Here is a 19,419-nt window from a genome sequence, read left to right as displayed (position 1 = left end):
CATAATCTGTGTATGGATAGGGACACGGCGGAACCCGACGCGGACGCGCTTCCGGGTCCGAACGCCCAGCAGTGGGTGGACTTCCACCAGGAGTACTCGGCCCCCAGCGAGTACTCCCACGAATTCGTCTGGGACGTAACCCGAGAGGCCGACGGCCCGTTCGTCACGGACGTCGACGGCAACGTCCTGCTCGATTTTACCTGTCACATCGGCGCGGCACCGCTCGGCTACAACAACGAGACGGTCCTCTCGAAGGTCCGCGAGTTCGACCTCGTCGAACCGATGAAGATCGCCGGCCAGGACATGTACTTCGGCTCCGGCCCCAGCCCCGACGAGGCCGACTTCCCCGGCTCGAGCCACCTTATGGAGAAACTGACCGAGGTCTCGAGCCAGTATGGAATGGACACCGTCTTCCTCTCGAACTCCGGCGCGGAGGCGATGGAGAACGCGATGAAGATCACGAACGACTACCGTGCCCCGTCGAAGTACGGCGTGGCCTTCTCCGGGAGCTTTCACGGTCGGACCCTCGGGACGCTGTCGATCACGAAGTCCAAGGACGTCTACACGCGCCACTACCCCGAGATCAGCGGGATCGAGACGGTCCCGTTCTGTGACGACCGGGGCTGTGACGCCGCGAGCTGTGACTGCGGCTTCTTCAGCGGCGGCGGCTCGCAGCTCCGTAACATGCTCGCGCCCGAAGGCGGCTACGTCGATCCCGACGAGATCGCCTTCCTGACGCTCGAGCCGATCCAGGGCGTCGGCGGCTACCGCTTCCCCAGCGAGGAGTTCATGGGGGAGGTCGCGGCCGTCACCGACGAGTACGACATCCCGCTGGTCGTCGACGAGATTCAGGCCGGCGTCGGCCGCACCGGCGAGATCTGGGCCTCCGACCACTACCCGATCGAACCCGACGTGATCGCCAGCGCGAAGGCTCTGCGCGTCGGCGCGACCATCTCTCGCTCCGAGATCTTCCCCGACCAGAAGAACCGGCTGGGCTCCACCTTCGGCGGCGGTGACCTGCTCGGCTCGATGATGGGCGCGTTCACCCTCGAGGCGATCGAGGAACACGACCTCCTCGACAACGCCACCAGACGCGGCGAGCAGGCCAAAGAGCTCCTGCGCGACGACGCGCCCGACTACGTCGAGGACGTCCGCGGCAAGGGCCTGATGCTCGCCGTCGAGTTCGACACCCCCGAGCGCCGGACGAACGTCGTCCAGGCGGCCCTCGAGCGCGGCCTCCTGACGCTTGGCTGTGGCAAGAAGACTATCCGCCTGCTCCCGCCGCTGGACTCGACCGCACGCGAGATCGATCTCGGGATCGGTATCTTCCTCGAGGCGATCGAGGCCGTCGGGCCGAGCGCGAAGGTGGCCTGACTCCCGTCCGCCGATCGATTTTCGTTTCGCCGAGCGCTCCACCGGCGTCCGCTGTTCCCCTTTCGCCAGCCTGATACACGAATACTGATCTGCCGAATTCACCGGAGTCGCTTCTCGGACTCCGGCGTTCCACGTCAGACCGCGAGCGACAACACGCCCGCGAGCAGAACAAGCACCGCGGCGACGACCGAGAGCCAAAAACTCACGGGGCCGACGTCGACGCGGTCGGCGTTCTCGTTCAGAATGTGGTAGCCGTTACCGAGTAAGATCCCGACGCCGCCGACGATCAGCAACGCCGTGCTAACGGGCATCACGAACCCGTCGAGATCGTCGGTCACGACGTTCGAAACCGCGATCAGGGCGAGACCGACGCCGACGACCATCTGTGAGACGTGATAGACGAACGGTCGATTCACATCCGGACTTGTCTACACGGTGTAGAAAACGTTTCGTTGACATTCGTCGGGTCGCCGGTCGGTCCTCCTCATCGGACGAACCGAACTACGGCCGGCGGCTACTCGAGCGAGCGTTCCACGACCGACACCCCTTCGAGCCCCGCTAGCGCCTCGAGCACTCCCTCGAGATGGGCGGGACCACTCCCCTCGAGGCCGACGGTGACCGGCACCCGATTCGGCTCGTCGACCGACGTTCGACGGGCGCGCTCGAGGACGTCCAGTTCGGCGCCCTCCGATTCGACGGTCTCGACCACGTCGCCGACCGTCGTCGGCCAGCCCGCGACCGCGAGTCGCGCTTCGGCGTAGCGCTCGAGTTCGTGTAACCCCGCCCGCGTCAGTTCGGCGTGTTCGGTGAGATTGACGTTGCCGCCGGAGATCACGACGCCGACGTGCTCACCTCCGAGCTCCAGTTCGTCCGACAGCGCCGCGGCGAGCGGGGCGGCTCCGGCGCTCTCGGCGACTGTCTTCGCGCGCTCGGCCAGCAGGGTCACGGCGGCGGCGATCTCCCGGTCGCTCACGCTGACCACGTCGTCGACGACCTCGCGGGCGATCGCGAAGGTGGTCTCGAGCAGCCGGGTGTCCGCGATCCCCTCCGCGACGGTGTCGACGTCCGGAAGTTCGCGGATCTCGCCGGCCTCGAGCGACGGCTTGGCGTGGGCGGCGCCCTCAGGCTGGACGCCGATCACGCGCACGTCCGGCTCGCGAGCTTTTAGCGCCGTCCCGATGCCCGAGATGAGCCCGCCGCCGCCGATCGAAACGAGGACGGTGTCGATCTCGGGGTATTGCTCGCGCAACTCGAGGCCGACCGTCCCCTGGCCGGCGACGATGGCCTCGTCGTCGAAGGGGTGGACGAACGTCTCGCCGGTCTCGTCGGCCCGCTCTGTGGCGTACTCGTAGGAGCGCTCGTAGATGTCGCCCTCGACGACGACCTCGGCCCCGTAGCCGCGGGTGGCCTCGATTTTCGCGGCGGGGGTCACCTCGGGGACGACGATCGTCGTCTCGATATCGAGCAACTGACCGGCCAGCGCGACGCCCTGGGCGTGGTTGCCCGCGCTCGAGGCGATGACGCCCGCCTCGCGCTCCGCGGGCGAGAGCTGGGCCATCGTGTTGTACGCCCCGCGGATCTTGAACGACCCCGTCCGTTGGACGTTCTCGAGTTTGAGCCCCACCGAGGCCGCGCCGCTCATCTCGGCGAACGTCCGCGAGGTATCGAGCGGCGTGCGGTGGACCACGTCGGCGATGCGCTCCCGTGCAGCCTCGATGTCCGCTCCCGTGACTCGCGGCTCGCTCGCGGACCGGTTCCCGCTCATTCGTCGTTCTCACTGCCCGCGCGCGAAACTGGGTGGCGCCGCTCGAGTTCGTGAATCGTCTCGACGAGCACGTCGACCCCGTGCTCGAGGCTGCGCTCGTCGACGTCGAACGTGGGCGTGTGGTGGCTCGTCGGGTGATCCGTCCCGACGATCATGTACGTCGCCAGCCCGCCGTCTTCCTGGACGCGCTCCATGAGGAAGGTGGCGTCCTCGCTCGCACCGAAGTCCGCGGCCGGCAGCACGCGCTCGATCCCGTCGACGCCGCCGGCGACCTCGCTCACGATCTCCTGCATCTCCGGGTCGCTGTCGGCACGCGGCGACTCGCTGACCACGTCGACCGCGGCCTCGCAGCCGTGCATCCGCGCCGCGGATTTCACGGTGCGCTCGAGCCGGCGTTTCATGTACTCCATCAGTTCGGTGGTCTCCCCGCGGGCCTCGGCCTCCATGTGTGCCTCCTCGGCGATGACGTTGCTCGCGGTCCCGGCCTCAGCTTTCCCGATGTTCACGCGGGTCATCCCGTCGCTGTGGCGGGGGATGCCGTAGGCGTTCTCGATCGCAGTACCCATGGCGTGCATGGCGTTGTCGCCCTCGTTCGGCGCCTTCCCGGCGTGTGCGGAGGTGCCCTCGATCGTCGCGTCGACGTGGGCCATCGCCAGGGGTTTCTCGATCCCCGCGACGACTTCGCCGGTCGGGTGGTCCAGCCCGACGTGGATCGCCAGCAGGTAGTCCAGCTCGTCCGCGTACTCGCTTTTCGCCATCGGACAGCCGCCGCCGCCCGTCTCCTCGGCGGGCTGGAAAAAGACGACCAATCGTCCCGAGAAGTCGCTCTCGGCGATTCGCTCGAGCGCGGCCAGTCCCCACGTCATGTGGGCGTCGTGGCCGCAGGCGTGCATCGTCCCGTCGATCTCCGAGCGGAACTCCTCCGCGGCGGGGACGTGCTCTCCGTCGGTCGATTCCTCGATGAACAGGCCGTCGATATCGACGCGCAGGCCGATCGCCGGTCCCTCGCCGCGCTCGAGCACCGCGACCGCGCCGGTGGTGCCGCCTTCGAGTTTCGCCAGCAGGTCCTCGTCCGCGCCGCGCTCGCGGGCGCGCTCGCGCCACGGCTCGAGGTCCTCGTCGGGGACGGCCATCCGGTCGTCGGGATCGTAGGCGTCCGGGCCGACGGCCAGCTCGTCGACGCCGATCTCCTGAATCTCCGCGACGAGCTGTGTCGTGGTGAAGAACTCGCGCCACGCGGGCTCGGGGTGGCGGTGGAAGCTGCGACGAACCGTCTCGAGTCGCTCCTGTATCGGTTCGGGCATGCTAGGGGATGACGACCCCCACCCCCTTAATTATACACAATTGCTGTTAACGACGACTACACAAAAAGGATAAGAGAGCCGATGACAATGATAGGATAGACCGCAAGCCGCGTCACCGCGACGCATCCTACTCACCATGAGCACGAACCCAGACGTCGTCGTTTTGCGAGAGGGAACGGAAGGGCTGTCGATGGAATCGTACGCCGAAACCCTGCGCGAGCGGCTGCCCGAATACACTGTCGCGCTCGCGCGGACGCCGAAAGAGGAACGCGAACTCGTCCCGCAGGCGCGGGTCGTGACGGGAATCTCGATCGACGAAGACCTGCTCGAGCGCGCCGATCGGCTCGAGCTGTTCGCGTGTACCTTCGCCGGTACCGATCACGTCCCGATGGACGCGCTGGCGGACCACGGCGTCGCCGTCACCAACGCCGGCGGGATCCACGCCCCTGGCATCGCCGAGCAGTCCATCGGCAACATGCTCGTCTTCGCGCGCCGACTCCACGAGGGCTGGCGGCGCAAGGCGAACGACGAGTGGCGCCACTTCCAGTCGTTCGAGTTCACCGACAGCACGGTCACGATCGTCGGCCTCGGCTCGATCGGCCAGGAGATTGCCCAACGACTCGAGGGGTTCGAGGTCGAGACGATCGGGGTCCGCTACACGCCCGCGAAGGGCGGCCCGACCGACGAGGTGCTCGGCTTCGAGGAGGACGATATCCACGAGGCCTTCTCCCGAAGCGACTACGTCGTCCTCGCCTGTCCGCTCAACGACCTGACCCGCGGACTGGTCGGCGAGGCGGAACTGGCGACGCTCCCGCCGAACGCGGTGGTCGTCAACGCGGCCCGCGGCGGCATCGTCGACACCGACGCGCTCGTCTCCGCGCTGCAGTTCGAGGGGATTCGAGGTGCCGCGCTCGACGTGACCGATCCCGAGCCGCTGCCGGCCGACCACCCGCTCTGGGACCTCGAGAACTGTCTGATCACGCCCCACACGGGTGGCCACACGCCGAAACACTGGGACCGGCTGGCCGACATCGTGGCGCACAACGTCGAGGCCCTCGAGACCGGCGGCGAACTGGAGAACGCCGTCTACCGACCCGAGAGCTAACATGGCGACGGAAGACCACCGATCCACGACCGATCACAGCGACCAGACCGCGAGCCCCGACGAGACCGACCTCGGGTCGCCGTCGGAACGGCGGGCGGACGATCCGGCGGCCGACTCGCGGGCCGAGTACGACTACGTGGGTGGCGATATCGCCCGTCCCGAACTCGTCTCGGCCCTGCGAGAGCGAATCGACGGCGAGGTTCGATTCGACGAGTACAGCCGACGACTGTACGCGACCGACGCCAGCGCCTACGAGGTGACGCCGGTCGGCGTCGTCCTCCCGCGCTCGACGGCGGACGTCGCGAACGTCGTCGCGTACTGCGCCGAAAATGGCATCCCGGTCCTCCCCCGCGGCGGCGGGACGAGCCTCGCGGGACAGGCGGTCAACGAGGCCGTCGTCCTCGATTTCACCGCCCACATGGGCGACGCCGTCGAGGTCGCGCCAGACGTGCGCCGGGCGACCGTCCAGGCGGGGGCCGTCCTCGCGGACGTAAACGACGCGCTCGAGCCCCACGGCCTGAAGTTCGCGCCCGACCCCGCGGCGGGCAATCGCAGCACGGTCGGCGGCGCGATCGGCAACAACTCGACGGGAGCGCACTCGCTGCAGTACGGTAAGACCGACGCCTACGTCGAGGCGGTCGAGGTCGTCCTCGCCGACGGCTCCGTCGAGCGCTTCGGCGAGGTGACGGTCGGCGACCTCCGGGAGCGGGCCGATCCGGACGGCGTCCTCCTCGAGCGGATCTACGAGGCGCTGCGACGGGTTATCGACGAGGAGGCCGACGCGATCGCCGAGGTCTACCCGCAACTGAAGCGCAACGTCTCCGGCTACAACCTCGATCGGCTCGTCGGCGAGGCCTACGGGGAGCCCGACGCCTTCGACGAGAACACCGAGGAGACGGTCGAGATCGACGGCGAGCCCGATCCTGACGCGACGGTCAACCTCGCCCGCGTCTTCGCCGGCAGCGAGGGCACGCTGGGCGTGATCACCGAAGCCACCGTCTCGCTCGAGCCGATCCCCGAAACCACGGCCGTCGCCTTGCTCACCTACGAAGATCTGCTCGAGGCGATGGCCGACGTGGATACCATCGTCCGGACCCACGACCCGGCGGCCGTCGAAGCGATCGACGACGTGTTGCTCGACCTCGCCCGCGACACCGAGGAGTTCGCCGACGTGGCCGCGAACCTCCCCGCGGGGACCGAGACGGCGCTGTTGGTCGAGTTCTACGGCGAGAGCGAGGAAGACGCCCGGCGGAAAGTCGAAGCGATGCTCGCGGATCGGTTGCCCGACTCGAGCGCGCCGGAATCCGATGGTGGGACCGGTATGGCCGGTTCCGACGCCGACTCGGACGGCGGCGCGACCGCGGACGAGTCGGCCACCGGGTCGGACCCCGTCCGCGCGTTCGACGCCCTCGAGGCCTACGACCCCGCCGACCGCGCCGAACTCTGGAAGCTCCGCAAGAGCGCGGCTCCCATCTTGCTCTCGCGGACCTCCGACGCCAAGCACATTTCCTTCATCGAGGACACGGCCGTCCCGACCGAGCACCTCGCGGACTACGTTGACGACTTTCAGGACGTACTCGAGGAGCAGGACACGTTCGCAAGCTTCTACGCCCACGCGGGACCGGGCTGTATGCACATGCGGCCGCTGGTCGACACCAAGAGCCCGGCCGGGCTGAACCAGTTCGAGGCCATCTCGGACGCCGTCACCGATCTCGTCGTCCGGTACGACGGCTCGGTCTCGGGCGAACACGGCGACGGCCGCGCCCGCACCCAGTGGAACCGCAAGCTCTACGGCGACGCGGTCTGGTCGCTCTTTCGCGACCTGAAGACGGCGTTCGACCCCGACTGGCTGCTCAATCCGGGGAACGTCTGCGGCGATCACGACATGACCGAACACCTGCGGTTCTCGCCGGACTACGAGTTCGAGGCCGGCTTCGAGCCCGCGCTGCACTGGGAGAACGACAACGGCTTCCAGGGCATGGTCGAGCTCTGTCACGGCTGTGGCGGCTGTCGGGGCTCCCAGGAGACGACCGGCGGCGTGATGTGTCCGACCTATCGGGCGGCCGAAGAGGAGAGCCTGAGCACCCGCGGGCGCGCGAACATGCTCCGCGGGGCGATGAACGGCGAACTCGACGCGGAGCACACCGACCCCGAGTTCTTAGCCGAGGTGATGGACCTCTGTATCGGCTGCAAGGGCTGTGCGCGGGACTGCCCGAGCGAGGTCGACATGGCGAAGCTCAAAGCCGAGGTCGAACACGCGAACCACCAGGAGAACGGCGCGACCCTCCGCGATCGCCTCTTCGCGAACGTCGACCGACTCAACGCCGTCGGCTCCGCGCTCGCGCCGCTCTCGAACCGGGCCGCCTCCCTGCCCGGCGCGGGCACGATCGCGGAGAAGACCGTCGGTATCGCTCGCGAGCGCGACCTGCCGGCCTTCGCGAGCCAGAGCTTCGAGGACTGGTTCGAGGCCCGCGGCGGCTCCCGAATCCCGCTCGAGGAGGCCTCCCGAAAGGCCCTACTCTTTCCCGACACGTACACGAACTACAACCACCCGCGGGCGGGCAAGGCGGCCGTGCAGGTGCTCGAGACGGCCGGCGTCCGCGTCGAGATCCCCGACGGCGTGACCTCGACGGGGCGGCCGGCGCACTCGAAGGGCTTCCTCGACAAGTCGCGCGAGCGGGCGCGGACGAACGTCGAGGCGCTCGCACCGCGAATCGAAGACGGCTGGGAGGTCGTCCTCGTCGAGCCCTCCGATGCGGTCATGTTCCAGTCGGACTACCTCGACCTGCTCTCGGGGCGCGACGCCGAGCGGGTCGCGGCGAACACGTACGGCGTCATGGAGTACGTAGACCGGTTCGACCTGGCGGCCGGGCTGCCGACCGCCGCGCCCGACGAGCGGCTGACCTACCACGGTCACTGCCACCAGAAGGCGACGAAGAAAGACGGCCACGCGGCCGCCGTCTTGCGGACGACCGGCTACGCCGTCGACGCGCTCGATTCGGGCTGCTGTGGCATGGCCGGCTCCTTCGGCTACGAGGCCGAACACTACTCGCTGAGCCGGACGATCGGCGAGATCCTCTTCGAGCAGGTCGACGACAGCGACGGCGAGACGGTCGTCGCGCCCGGGGCGTCGTGTCGGTCGCAGCTCTCGAGTCGCGAGGGAGCCGACGAGCCGCCGCATCCGATCGAGAAAGTCGCGGCCGCGCTCTCGCGATAAGCCCGCCCGCGCTCGGTCTGCGGTCGGTCTCGCTCGTTACTCGTCGTCGGCTCCTCGAGTCCCGGACGTGGCGAACGGCGTCGTGCTCGGCCCCTTGCCGCTGTCGCCGAAACCGCCGCTGAGGACTCTGGCCAGCGCCTCTTCGATGGTCTCGTCGGTCTCGGTGATGCGCTCTGGATCGGCCTCGACGACGAACCCCGAGGAGATGTTCGGTGCCGTCGGGATGAACAGCACCTCCCTCCCGTCGGGGGTGAGATGGCCGGTCTTGAACGCGGTCATCTGTTTGTTGTCCCAGCTCGTGACCTTGACCGGCTCCTGCAGCGCCTGCTCATCGCCGAGCGTGGTCTCGGCGGCGACTTTGGACGCGTTGTAGACGACGCGCAGTCCGGGGAGGCGGTTGACGATGCCGTCGATACCGTCCGAGAAGAGGTCGCCGACCGTCGTCCGGGTCAGCGAGCCGACGACGATCGTCACCAGCGCGAAAAACGACAGCGAGACGGCGATGTGGAGGACGCGGGCGACGAGTTCGCGGGTCGGCCCGTGATCGATCCAGCCCCGCAACGCGGCCGCGTCGACCACGGACACCGGCGTGAGACCGGTGACGATCGCGTAGAGCCGGTAGATCACGTACAGCGTGACGAGGATCGGACCGACGACGATCAGCCCGCTCGCGAACTCCCGCTTCCACGTCGACATAATCGGTGCATGTGGCCGGCGGGACATGAGCGCTTCCCTTCTCTCGCTCCGGGGACGGGTCGGGTTCCCGTCGAACGCCCGCCAGGCGGACGATAGCGGTGGCGGCTGTCGACGACGGACCTACGGCCAGAGGCCGCGGGTCGCCTTCGCCTCCGCGATTCGGGAGAGCGCCACCACGTACGCCGCGTCGCGCCAGGTCAGTCCTTGGTCGTCGACCTCGGCGCGAACGTCGTTCCAGGCGTCGAGCATGTGGTCTTCGAGCTCCTCGTTGACGCGCTCGAGGGACCACTGCCGGCGGTTGATGTCCTGCAGCCACTCGAAGTACGAGACCGTGACGCCGCCGGCGTTCGCGAGGATGTCCGGGATCACCGGCACGTCGCGCTCCTCGAGGATGGCGTCGGCGGCGAACGTCGTCGGGCCGTTCGCGCCCTCGACGACGATATCGGCCCGGATGGCGTCGGCGTTGTCAGCTGTGATGACGTTACCGACTGCTGCCGGGATCAGCACGTCGACATCGAGTTCGAGGACTTCCTCGTTGGACAGCGTCTCCGGCGCGTCGTGGGCGAGTACCGCCTCCGGCTCCTCTTCGTGGGTCGGCACCGCGTGCGTCTCGAGGCCGTCGGGGTCGTAGATCGCGCCGTTGACGTCGCTGACGGCGACGACGGTCGCACCCCAGTCCTCGAGCAGGCGGGCGGCGTTGGCACCGACGCTGCCGAAGCCCTGGACGGCGACGGTCGTCTCGCTGAGATCGCGGTCGTAGTAGCTGACGGCCTCGCGGGCGGCGATCGCGGTCGAGCGGCCGGGGGCCTCCTCGCGGCCGTAGGAGCCGCCGATGACCGGCGGTTTACCAGTGACGACGCCGGGGATGGTCTCGCCCTGTTGCATCGAGTAGGCGTCCATGAACCAGGCCATCGTCTGGGCGTCGGTGCCCATGTCGGGTGCGGGCACGTCTTTCGTCGGCCCGACGGCGTCGCGCAGTTCCTCGGCGAAGCGGCGAGTGAGCCGCTCGGTCTCGTCGTCGGTCAACCCCTTCGGATCGACGGCGACGCCGCCTTTCCCGCCGCCGAAGGGGAGGTCCATCACGGCGCACTTCCAGGTCATCCACATCGAGAGGCCGGTACACTCTTCGGCGTTCACGTCGGGATGGTAGCGCAGGCCGCCCTTGTAGGGGCCGCGCACGTCGTCGTGCTGGGCGCGGTAGCCGGTGAAGACCTCGACGGAGCCGTCCTCGCGCTCGAGCGGGACCGACACCTGCTCGACCCGCGTCGGGTACTTCAGGCGCTCGACGACGCCGGGATCGACGTCGACGTGAGCCGCCGCGCGCTCGAGCTGTCGGCGGGCGGTAGTCAGCGCTGAGTCGGGTTCGTCCGTCGCCTCGGATTCGGCCGCAGGTGGTGTTGTCGTCATTTAGGTCGGGTTATGCAGTGAACAGTTTTCGCGGGAAGTCAGCCAGCGTCTCTGCACCGCTATCGGTAACGTGGAACGTCTCGCTTATCTCCATGCCGATCTCGTCCGTCCAGATGCCCGGGATCATGTGGAAGGTCATGTCCTCCTCGAGGACCGTCTCGTCGCCCGGGCGCAGGCTCGCGGTGTGCTCGCCCCAGTCCGGCGGGTAGCCCAGCCCCATCGAGTAGCCGATACGGTCCTCCTTCTCGAGGCCGTACTGCGCGATGGTCTCGCGCCAGGCCGTCTCGACCTCCTCGCAGGTGACGCCGGGCTCGACCGTGTCGAGTGCGGCCTCGATCCCCTCGACGACGATGTCGGCGGTCTCCTGGAGTTCGTCAGGCGGATCCCCGACGAACGTCGTGCGAGCGAGCGGGGAGTGATACCGGTGGCGACAGCCGGAGAGTTCGATGATGACCGGATCGCCGTCCTCGAACGGCCGATCGGTCCAGGTCAGGTGCGGCGTGCCGGTGTGATCGCCCGAGGGCATCAGCGGGACGATCGACGGGTAGTCGCCGCCGTAGTCTTCGGTGCCCGTGACGAGTTGCTCGTAGATCGCGGCCGCGGCCTCGTACTCCGGCACGCCCTCTTCGATGACGTCGAGCCCCGCCCGCATCGCGTTCTCGGAGATCCGGGCCGCCTCGCGCATGTACTCGAGTTCCTGTTCGGACTTCTTGATGCGGACCCAGCCGACCAGCAGCGTCGCGTCCTCGAACTCGGCCTCGGGGAGGTTCTGCTGGAGCCGCGTGTACGATTTGGCCGTGAAGTAAGAGGCGTCCATCTCGAGGCCGATCCGGCCGTCGGCCACCTCGAGTTCCTCGAGCACGCCCGCGACGTAGTCCATCGGGTGGAGGTCGTGGGGCGAGTGGACGTGGTCGTCGCTGTACGCGCGGATGCTGTCCTCGCCGAGGTGGGTCGTCGCCCGCGCGCCGTTGGCGTCCATCCCGCGGCCGATCCAGACGGGTTCGTCCCGGTCGGGCGTGACGACGACGGCCTGATGGACGTAAAACGACCAGCCGTCGTACCCCGTCAGGTAGTTCATGTTCGCCGGGTCGGCGACGACGATCGCGTCGAGGTCCTCCTCGCGCAGTCGCGCTTTGGTCCGATCGACCCGTCGCTCGTACTCGGCCTCGTCGAAAATATGCTCTCGTGGCATCGTACCAGGGCCTCTAGTGAGCCATCCATCAGGAACGATAAAACCTTTTCGTGTATGTGGAAAACAGATAGTGTGTACGTTATGGGTCGGTGAGGCGGCCCTATCGGCGGGCAGTGATTCGGCGGGTCGGCGACGAACCACCGGCGGTTAAGACACGCCGGTTCGTCCCCGCTGACATGGCAGTACTCGAGACTATCGCGATCGCGTTCTGGGCGATGTTGCCCGCCTACGTCCCCAACAACGCCGCGGTGCTGGCCGGTGGCGGCCGGCCGATCGACGGCGGCCGGACGTGGGGCGACAGACGGGTGCTCGGCGACGGGAAAACGTGGCGCGGAACGGCGATGGGAATCGTCGCGGGCCTCGCGCTCGCGGCCGTCCTCACCGTCATCGAGCCGTCCGTCGGCGACGTACTCGGCTTCGCGCTCCCCGAATTCACGCCGCTCGCGGCGCTCGGCCTCGCCGGCGGCGCGATGCTCGGCGACATCCTCGCTTCCTTCCTCAAGCGCCGCTCGGGCCGCCAGCGCGGCGCGATGTTCCCTGGTCTCGACCAGCTCGATTTCGTCGTCGTCTCCCTCCCGCTGGTCGCCCTGCTCGACTTCGAGTGGTTCACCGAGTGGTTCACGCTCGAGGTGCTCTTCGTCGTCGTCGTGCTCACGCCGATCCTCCACGTGACGACGAACGTGATCGCGTACAAACTCGGGCTGAAAAACGAGCCGTGGTAGCTAACTGACCCTCTCCGTCGCCGCCTCGCGGCGTCTCGTTCACTCGAGCGTCGCTTCCATGTCTTCGACGGCAGCGGCGTGGGCCTCGTGGGCGCGATCCAGATCCATCGGATCCGAGATCATGCTGAAGAAGCCGTGGATCATGTCGTCGTAGTTGTGATACTCGACGGGGACGCCGGCGTCCGCGAGTCGGTCTGCGTACGTCGCACCGATGTCCCGAAGTGGATCGAAGCCGGCGGTGATGATCGTCGCGGGCGGGAGTCCGGAGAGATCGTTCGCGCGAAGTGGCAGCGCGTAGACGTTTCCGAGGTCGATCTCGGAGTCGTAGAGGTGGCTGCGGAACCACTCCATGTCCTCTTCCGTGAGGAAGTAGCCCTCGCTGTTCTGCTCGTAGGCCTCGGTCACCGTCGCGTCGCCGACGCTGGGGTAGATCAGTAGCTGATAGGCGATTTCGGGGCCGCCCCGGTCCCGGGCGAGCAGCGACAGCCCCGCCGCGAGACCGCCGCCGGCGCTGTCGCCACCGACGACGATCGTGTCGGGGTCCGCGTTCAGCGCGTCGGCCTCCGCGGCGGCCCACTCGAGGGCGGCATAACAGCCCTGCAAGCCCTCGGGGAAGGGGTGTTCCGGTGCGAGCCCGTAGTCGACGCTGACGACGGGATAGCCGGTGTCCTCGGCCAGCTTCCGGCAGACGCCGTCGTGCGTATCGATGCTCCCGACAACCCACCCACCCCCGTGGAAGTACAGAATCAGCGGCCGGTCCTCGCCCTCGGTACCGGGATCGTAGCTCCGGACCGCGAGGTCGCCGTGTGGCCCGTCGATAGTGTGGTCCTCGACGGACGGAAGTTCGATATCGGGCTCTTCGGTGACGCGCATCTTCTCGAAGTTCCGCCGGGCTTCCTGGGGTGTGATCTCGCTGAACTCCGGCGTATCCAGCGACTCGTAGAGCTCGAGAAACGCCTGTACGTCCGGATGGGGTTCGTCCGCTCTGGATGGTGTCATCGTACGGCACACATCCTGGCGAGGACAAAAAGCTACCTGCAGCGGAAGTCCGTAGGGGAACCGGTCTCTCTCGGCCGTTTCGACCGGATCGCGGCACCCGACCGCGCGTCCTCCGGCGTCCCGTTCCACACCGCTTATTTCGGTTCGGTGCGCCCTCTCGAGCATGCCCAATCAGGACCTCATCGACGCCCTGCGCGCGGCCGACGCCGTTCAGTTCGGCGAGTTCGAACTCTCCCACGGCGGCACGAGCGAGTACTACGTCGACAAGTACCTCTTCGAGACCGATCCCGACTGCCTCGAGCAGATCGCCGAGGCCTTTGCCGACCGTCTCGATTCGGACGACAAACTCGGCGGCGTCGCGCTGGGCGGCGTGCCCCTCGCGGCCGCGACGAGCGTGGCGGCCGGCGTCCCCTACGTCATCGCGCGCAAGCAGCGCAAGGAGTACGGGACCGGGAACCTGATCGAGGGTCGCCTCGCCGAGGGCGAGGAGGTCGTCGTCGTCGAGGACATCGTGACGACGGGGACGAGCCTCGTCGAGGCCGTCGAGGCGCTTCGGGAGGCCGGCGCGACCGTCGAGCGCGCGCTCGTCGTCGTCGACCGCGAGGAGGGCGGCCGCGAGAACGTCGAGGAGGCCGGACTCGAGATGGAATCGCTGGTCACCGCGAGCGAGTTACTCGAGAGTCAGTAATCAGCGGCCGATCGCGGGGGCGGCCGCGTTCGAGTCAGGCGCCCTTGATGAGATGGGTCGCGCCGATGGTTTCGGCGATCACCCACGCGACGAACAGCCCGTAGGCGGCGAGGAGCACGTACGACTCGAGTGTGGTGACCGAGAGGTCGGTGCGCAGAAACGAGAACAGGAGGACGGTCGCGAGCGTGAGCACGCCGAGCATCGGGACGGCGACGGCGAAGTCCACGGGAACGCTCCCGACGATGAGCACGCCGATCGGAATCGCCACCAGGAGGTCGAACGTGTTCGATCCGAGGACGTTCCCGATGCTCGTAATTCCCTTGCCGGTCTGGGCCGACCGCACGCTCACCAGCGTGTCGGGCAGGCTCGTCGCCGCCGCGATGATGGTGACGCCGGCGAGGAACTCGGGGATGCCGAAGGTGTGGCCGAGCGATTCGACGCTGCCGACGAGCTGTTCGACGGCCAGCAGGATCACGACGAGTCCGCCCGCGAGTCTCCCCCACTCGCGGCCGATGTCGATCCCGTCGGTTTCGTTCTTCCCCTCGTAGTCGCTGACGTCTTGCCACTGGATGAAGAGATAGAGCCCGTACAGGAGCAGCGGTATCATCGCCAGGGGGCGCGTCAACTGACCGGCGAGCTCCGGGCCGCCGGGGACGGGGACGTAGATGACGGCCAGCGCGAGGGTGACGACCAGCGCGGAGACGGCGATCATGTAGAACTGCGCCTCTTTATACACGATGGTGCGGTTCGTATCCAAATCGCCGTCCGTCACCAGTCCGGACAGCGCCGGGATCACGAGGATGTTGAAGATCGCGGAGCCGACGACTGCGCCGACGCCCATGTCGAACGTCCCCTCGAGCGCCGTGAACACGACGCTGGAGAGTTCCGGAAAGCTCGAGCCGACGGCGACGACGATCGACCCCTGGACGACCGCCGGCAGCCCGTAGTACGACGAGAGGTGTTCCGCCGATTCCTCGAGCCAGCCGCTGCCGAGCCAGATGAAGCCCGTCGCTGCGACGATGACGAGCACGTTGACGAGGGGCGTGTCCGGAAGGAAGCCTCCGAGGACCATCGTCGGCAGCTATCGGCTCGTGACACATTAGCTGTTCTATAGCCGATAGTCCGATCTTCGTGTCGCACGGAACGAAGAACGGACCGACGCGGGCGGCGTCTCGACTGTGATTTCACGGTCACGCCGCCCGTTCGCTCGAGGAGCGACGCCGCTGTCGCTGCCCATCACAATGCTTTTATCCCGCTCGAGACTACGCGTATCCACGATGGTAGGTGTCCGCTTTACAGGGGCGTTTGCCCGCTTTTAACTCCCACCTACCGCGTGTTGCGTCGGCCACGGTCGACCAGCGTGCGGACGCGGACGCGCCACCGGGATTTTCACCACACTCACAGCCATGTCAGAACAAGATTCACAGGAACAGGTAGCGGTCGTACTGCCCGACGGCTCGGAACTCGCGGTCGACGCCGGCGCGACGGTCGAGGACTGCGCCTACGAGATCGGCCCCGGCCTCGGCAGCGACACGGTCGCCGGCAAACTCGACGGCGACTTAGTCGCCAAGGAACAGCCCGTCTACGACGGTGCCGAACTCGAGATCGTCACCGACGGCTCCGAGGAGTCCCTCGAGGTCATGCGCCACTCCGCGGCTCACTGTCTCGCTCAGGCCGTCGAGCGTCTGTACGACGCCGAGGAGGTCAAGCTCGCGATCGGCCCGCCGACGGACGAGGGCTTCTACTACGACTTCGACAACCTCGATATCGACGAGGAGGACCTCGCGGACCTCGAGGCCGAGATGGAAGAGATCATCGCCGCAGACTACGAGATCGAACGCGAGGAGGTCTCGATCGAGGAGGCCGAGGAGCGTCTGGCCGACGAGCCCTACAAACTCGAACTTCTCGCGGAGTTCGCCGAGGAGAACGACACGGTCACGTTCTACAGCCAGGGCGAGTGGGAGGACCTCTGTGCCGGCCCGCACGTCGACTCGACGGGCGAGATCGGCGCGATCGACCTGCTCGAGATCGCCGGCGCGTACTGGCGCGGCGACGAGGAGAATACGATGCAGACGCGCATCTACGGCACGGCCTTCGAGGACGAGAGCGATCTCGAGGACTTCTTAGAGCGCAAGCAGGAAGCCGAAAAGCGCGACCACCGCCGGATCGGCAACGAGATGGATCTCTTCTCGATTCAGGACGTGACGGGGCCGGGCCTGCCGCTGTATCACCCCGCCGGGAAGACGGTCCTCTCCGAACTCGAGGAGTTCGTCAAGGACCTCAACGAGGACGCGGGCTACGACTACGTCGAGACGCCCCACGTCTTCAAGACGGACCTCTGGCACCGGTCGGGTCACTACGAGAACTACGCCGACGACATGTTCATCTTCGACGTCGGCGACGACGAGTTCGGCCTGAAGCCGATGAACTGCCCCGGCCACGCCGCCATCTTCCAGGATCACTCCTGGAGCTACCGCGACCTGCCGATCCGCTACGCGGAGAACGGGAAAGTCTACCGCAAAGAGCAGCGCGGCGAACTCTCCGGCCTCTCGCGGGTCTGGGCCTTTACGATCGACGACGGCCACCTGTTCATCCGCCCCGACCAGATCCGACAGGAGGTCGAGGAGATCATGGACATGATCACCGACGTGCTCGAGACGTTCGACCTCGACTACGAGATGGCACTCGCCACGCGTCCCGAGAAGTCGGTTGGTTCCGACGAAATCTGGGACCGCGCCGAGGAACAACTCGAGAACGTGCTCGAGAACCGAGCCCACGAGTACGAGATCGAGGAGGGCGACGGCGCGTTCTACGGGCCGAAGATCGACTTCGCGTTCGAGGACGCCATCGGCCGCTCGTGGGACGGCCCGACGGTCCAACTCGACTTCAACATGCCCGAGCGGTTCGACCTCTCTTACGTCGGCGAGGACAACGAGGAACACCGCCCCGTCATGATCCACCGCGCGCTCTACGGCAGCTACGAGCGGTTCTTCATGATGCTCATCGAGCACTACGAAGGTCGGTTCCCGCTCTGGCTCGCGCCCGAGCAGGTCCGCGTGCTGCCCATCTCCGACGACAACCTCGGCTACGCCCACCGCGTCGCAAACGAGTTCGACGACTTCCGCGTCGAGGTCGACGGTCGCGACAGCACCTTAGAGCGGAAGATCCGCGCGGCCCACGACGACCGGGTCCCCTACCAGATCATCGTCGGCGACAACGAGGAGGAGGACGGCAACATCTCCGTTCGCGACCGCTTCGAGGACCAGGAGTACGATGTCGAGATCCAGGCGTTCCGCGACCATCTCGAGGCCGAGCGCGACGAGCAGCGGACGGCGCCGGACTTCCTGCAGGACGAGTAGCGTCGCAGGCTGTACTACACCGTTCACCTCGACGCTCGTGAATTTATCCGCGTGCAATTAGTCGCAGCTGGGTACTTCTTCTCGATACGTCATCTCTCGGTCGTCTCCATAGTACAGAATGATTCCCCGGGGAATGCTCGGATGTGGTGGACATTCAGGTTCGGCAGGAACAGAAACGACACCGTTTGCACCGTCATCGGTTTGGTACTCGACAGTACGGACCTCGTCGGGGATCGGGTCGGAGATAAATGAGTGACTCTTTGTCACTTCACGTTGGCTTTCGTAGATGACGGTGCCGTTCTCCGCTCTGGCTGTAAATTCGAACGTCGTCGTCTCGTTCTCGTAGTATGAATTGGTTAGCACAATCTGTGCTTTATTCTCATATTCGGGCTCCTCGTCGTAGAGCAAGTCTTGACAGCCGGCAGTTGCAGTAATTACTGTGGCTACTACAATTCCTATAAATTCGCGCCGGCGGTGCAATTTATTTTCGTTCATCGATGGTTAGATGGCTTTCTATCCCATCTCATAACCATGACCTCGAGTGTAAATAAATGTGCTGAATCGGGGGGTCAAATATGATTAATTATCAATCAGTATGCTCGATTAGAGCACCTCGTCGACCCGTATTTCAAACGTATCCCGCTCAGTGTCGTCCGCGCCTCGAGTGTGTTGGAAGCGCTGATACGCTTCGAATCGCTCCGAGGTTGCCGAGATACTGAACGACGGCGGATATCCAACTGTGATATCTGGCTTCGTCCTTTCTCCTTTCCAGACGTATGTAAACGCCGCGGAGAGTCGAGTGTAATCGACGAATTCGGGTCCTTTCTCGAGCATAATTCCCGTCGTCACCGGTGGTGTCCACTCCGTTTCATCGCCGGTAGGACCGTTATCGTAGGCCATGTGGTAGCCATCGACCTCGATACCGATGCCCTTGCCCGAATAGCTGCCTCCGATGAATCTCGTGTACGGCTTTTCTTCGACGATCGCACACGGAACTGAGTCGCAACCTTCCCAAGGGGGCATGTACGGCATCAGTCTATCGCCGTCATCCCAGGCTAATGTGAGGACATCCGTCGGCCATCTGGGCCCAATATATTCTTCATATGCGTTAGAACTTCTCCACAGACGGAGGTAGTCTTCTGGATCCTCAGGGTGATAGCCACTTTTGTAGTCTGACCTCCACCCATATCGGTACTTCGTGTAAAACGTATAATCGAAAATCTCCCCTCTGGGGTTGTACGTCAACTGGAACTTGACATCAATATTTGCATCTTCGCCACAGACACGCGGTTTAACGCAATAGTTTGGTTGTGCTTCTTGATCACTTGTTCCGCTATGTTGAGTTTCGATTCCCGTTCCAGCACTCCCTACACCATTATTCTGTATTCCTCTAATCTCAGCGTCGTTCGCTAACCCGACTGTACCTTCGCTGTGGGGCAACCCAAGGCTATCGAGATAGTCATCCCGCGCATCCATACCTTCTTGTTTACCGATTAGTCTGGCTTTGTCCATTTGCCGTGCGAACTGTCGCCGTGGGTCCTCGTCGTCGGTGGCGACTACTTGACCACTGGCCGAGAGCGCAGTAAGTGTA

General features: G+C 66.0%; 16 protein-coding genes. 6 read left to right on the top strand and 10 right to left on the bottom strand.

The window, feature by feature from the left end:
• Positions 1-12: 12 nt before the first annotated feature.
• Entirely contained in the window at positions 13-1,374 is a 1,362-nt protein-coding gene (locus NKH51_RS11205) for an aminotransferase class III-fold pyridoxal phosphate-dependent enzyme (protein WP_254761766.1), read from the top strand.
• Between the two features lie 134 nt (positions 1,375-1,508).
• Here NKH51_RS11205 and NKH51_RS11200 read toward each other — a convergent pair whose 3' ends face one another.
• The 3 genes from NKH51_RS11200 to NKH51_RS11190 form a co-directional block, all read right to left on the bottom strand.
• Positions 1,509-1,790, bottom strand: coding sequence for a hypothetical protein (locus NKH51_RS11200; RefSeq protein WP_254761765.1), 282 nt, complete (start codon positions 1,788-1,790; stop codon positions 1,509-1,511).
• A 98-nt stretch (positions 1,791-1,888) separates the two neighbouring features.
• Entirely contained in the window at positions 1,889-3,139 is a 1,251-nt protein-coding gene (ilvA, locus tag NKH51_RS11195; RefSeq protein WP_254761764.1) for a threonine ammonia-lyase, read from the bottom strand.
• A complete protein-coding gene (locus NKH51_RS11190) occupies positions 3,136-4,443 on the bottom strand; it encodes an amidohydrolase (protein WP_254761763.1) in 1,308 nt (435 codons plus the stop codon). Before NKH51_RS11190 ends, ilvA begins: the two co-directional genes overlap by 4 nt.
• Before the next feature lie 136 nt (positions 4,444-4,579).
• On the opposite strand from NKH51_RS11190, the gene NKH51_RS11185 reads away from it, so the two are divergent.
• Both NKH51_RS11185 and NKH51_RS11180 read left to right on the top strand, forming a co-directional pair.
• Positions 4,580-5,548, top strand: a complete 969-nt coding sequence (locus NKH51_RS11185) for an NAD(P)-dependent oxidoreductase (protein WP_254761762.1) — start codon at positions 4,580-4,582, stop codon at positions 5,546-5,548.
• A gap of 1 nt (position 5,549) precedes the next feature.
• Positions 5,550-8,765 (top strand): FAD-binding and (Fe-S)-binding domain-containing protein, encoded by a 3,216-nt coding sequence (locus NKH51_RS11180; protein WP_254761761.1) that lies wholly within the window; start codon positions 5,550-5,552, stop codon positions 8,763-8,765.
• Between the two features lie 36 nt (positions 8,766-8,801).
• Here the strand turns inward: NKH51_RS11180 and NKH51_RS11175 are convergent, their stop codons facing one another.
• From NKH51_RS11175 to NKH51_RS11165, 3 genes are all read right to left on the bottom strand, one after another.
• Positions 8,802-9,461, bottom strand: coding sequence for a DUF502 domain-containing protein (locus NKH51_RS11175; RefSeq protein ID WP_254761760.1), 660 nt, complete (start codon positions 9,459-9,461; stop codon positions 8,802-8,804).
• Between the two features lie 120 nt (positions 9,462-9,581).
• A complete protein-coding gene (gene gdhB / locus NKH51_RS11170; protein WP_254761759.1) occupies positions 9,582-10,868 on the bottom strand; it encodes a glutamate dehydrogenase GdhB in 1,287 nt (428 codons plus the stop codon).
• Positions 10,869-10,878: 10 nt separating this feature from the next.
• The gene (locus NKH51_RS11165) at positions 10,879-12,060 is read right to left on the bottom strand and encodes a M24 family metallopeptidase (RefSeq protein ID WP_254761758.1); all 1,182 of its coding nucleotides are present in this window, start codon (positions 12,058-12,060) and stop codon (positions 10,879-10,881) included.
• A 176-nt stretch (positions 12,061-12,236) separates the two neighbouring features.
• Between NKH51_RS11165 and NKH51_RS11160 the strand changes: the two genes are divergently transcribed.
• Positions 12,237-12,782, top strand: coding sequence for a CDP-2,3-bis-(O-geranylgeranyl)-sn-glycerol synthase (locus NKH51_RS11160; RefSeq protein WP_254761757.1), 546 nt, complete (start codon positions 12,237-12,239; stop codon positions 12,780-12,782).
• Between the two features lie 39 nt (positions 12,783-12,821).
• Here NKH51_RS11160 and NKH51_RS11155 read toward each other — a convergent pair whose 3' ends face one another.
• Positions 12,822-13,781 carry an alpha/beta hydrolase gene (locus tag NKH51_RS11155; RefSeq protein WP_254761756.1) on the bottom strand — a complete coding sequence of 320 codons (960 nt, stop codon included), beginning with the start codon at positions 13,779-13,781 and terminating at the stop codon, positions 12,822-12,824.
• A gap of 163 nt (positions 13,782-13,944) precedes the next feature.
• On the opposite strand from NKH51_RS11155, the gene pyrE reads away from it, so the two are divergent.
• On the top strand, positions 13,945-14,469 hold the full coding sequence (pyrE, locus tag NKH51_RS11150; RefSeq protein ID WP_254761755.1) for an orotate phosphoribosyltransferase: 525 nt from the start codon (positions 13,945-13,947) through the stop codon (positions 14,467-14,469).
• Between the two features lie 34 nt (positions 14,470-14,503).
• Here the strand turns inward: pyrE and NKH51_RS11145 are convergent, their stop codons facing one another.
• Entirely contained in the window at positions 14,504-15,541 is a 1,038-nt protein-coding gene (locus NKH51_RS11145; RefSeq protein ID WP_254761754.1) for a sodium:calcium antiporter, read from the bottom strand.
• A 334-nt stretch (positions 15,542-15,875) separates the two neighbouring features.
• Here NKH51_RS11145 and thrS point away from each other — a divergent pair, with 334 nt between their 5' ends.
• On the top strand, positions 15,876-17,828 hold the full coding sequence (thrS, locus tag NKH51_RS11140) for a threonine--tRNA ligase (RefSeq protein WP_254761753.1): 1,953 nt from the start codon (positions 15,876-15,878) through the stop codon (positions 17,826-17,828).
• A 57-nt stretch (positions 17,829-17,885) separates the two neighbouring features.
• Here thrS and NKH51_RS11135 read toward each other — a convergent pair whose 3' ends face one another.
• Together NKH51_RS11135 and NKH51_RS11130 are read right to left on the bottom strand one after the other, a co-directional pair.
• Positions 17,886-18,323 carry a hypothetical protein gene (locus tag NKH51_RS11135; RefSeq protein ID WP_254761752.1) on the bottom strand — a complete coding sequence of 146 codons (438 nt, stop codon included), beginning with the start codon at positions 18,321-18,323 and terminating at the stop codon, positions 17,886-17,888.
• A gap of 108 nt (positions 18,324-18,431) precedes the next feature.
• Entirely contained in the window at positions 18,432-19,340 is a 909-nt protein-coding gene (locus NKH51_RS11130; protein ID WP_254761751.1) for a hypothetical protein, read from the bottom strand.
• Positions 19,341-19,419: the final 79 nt, after the last annotated feature.

The organism is Natrinema marinum, assembly GCF_024296685.1.
Classification (GTDB): Archaea; Halobacteriota; Halobacteria; order Halobacteriales; family Natrialbaceae; genus Natrinema; species Natrinema marinum.
This window is presented reverse-complemented; position numbering and strand designations above follow the sequence as displayed.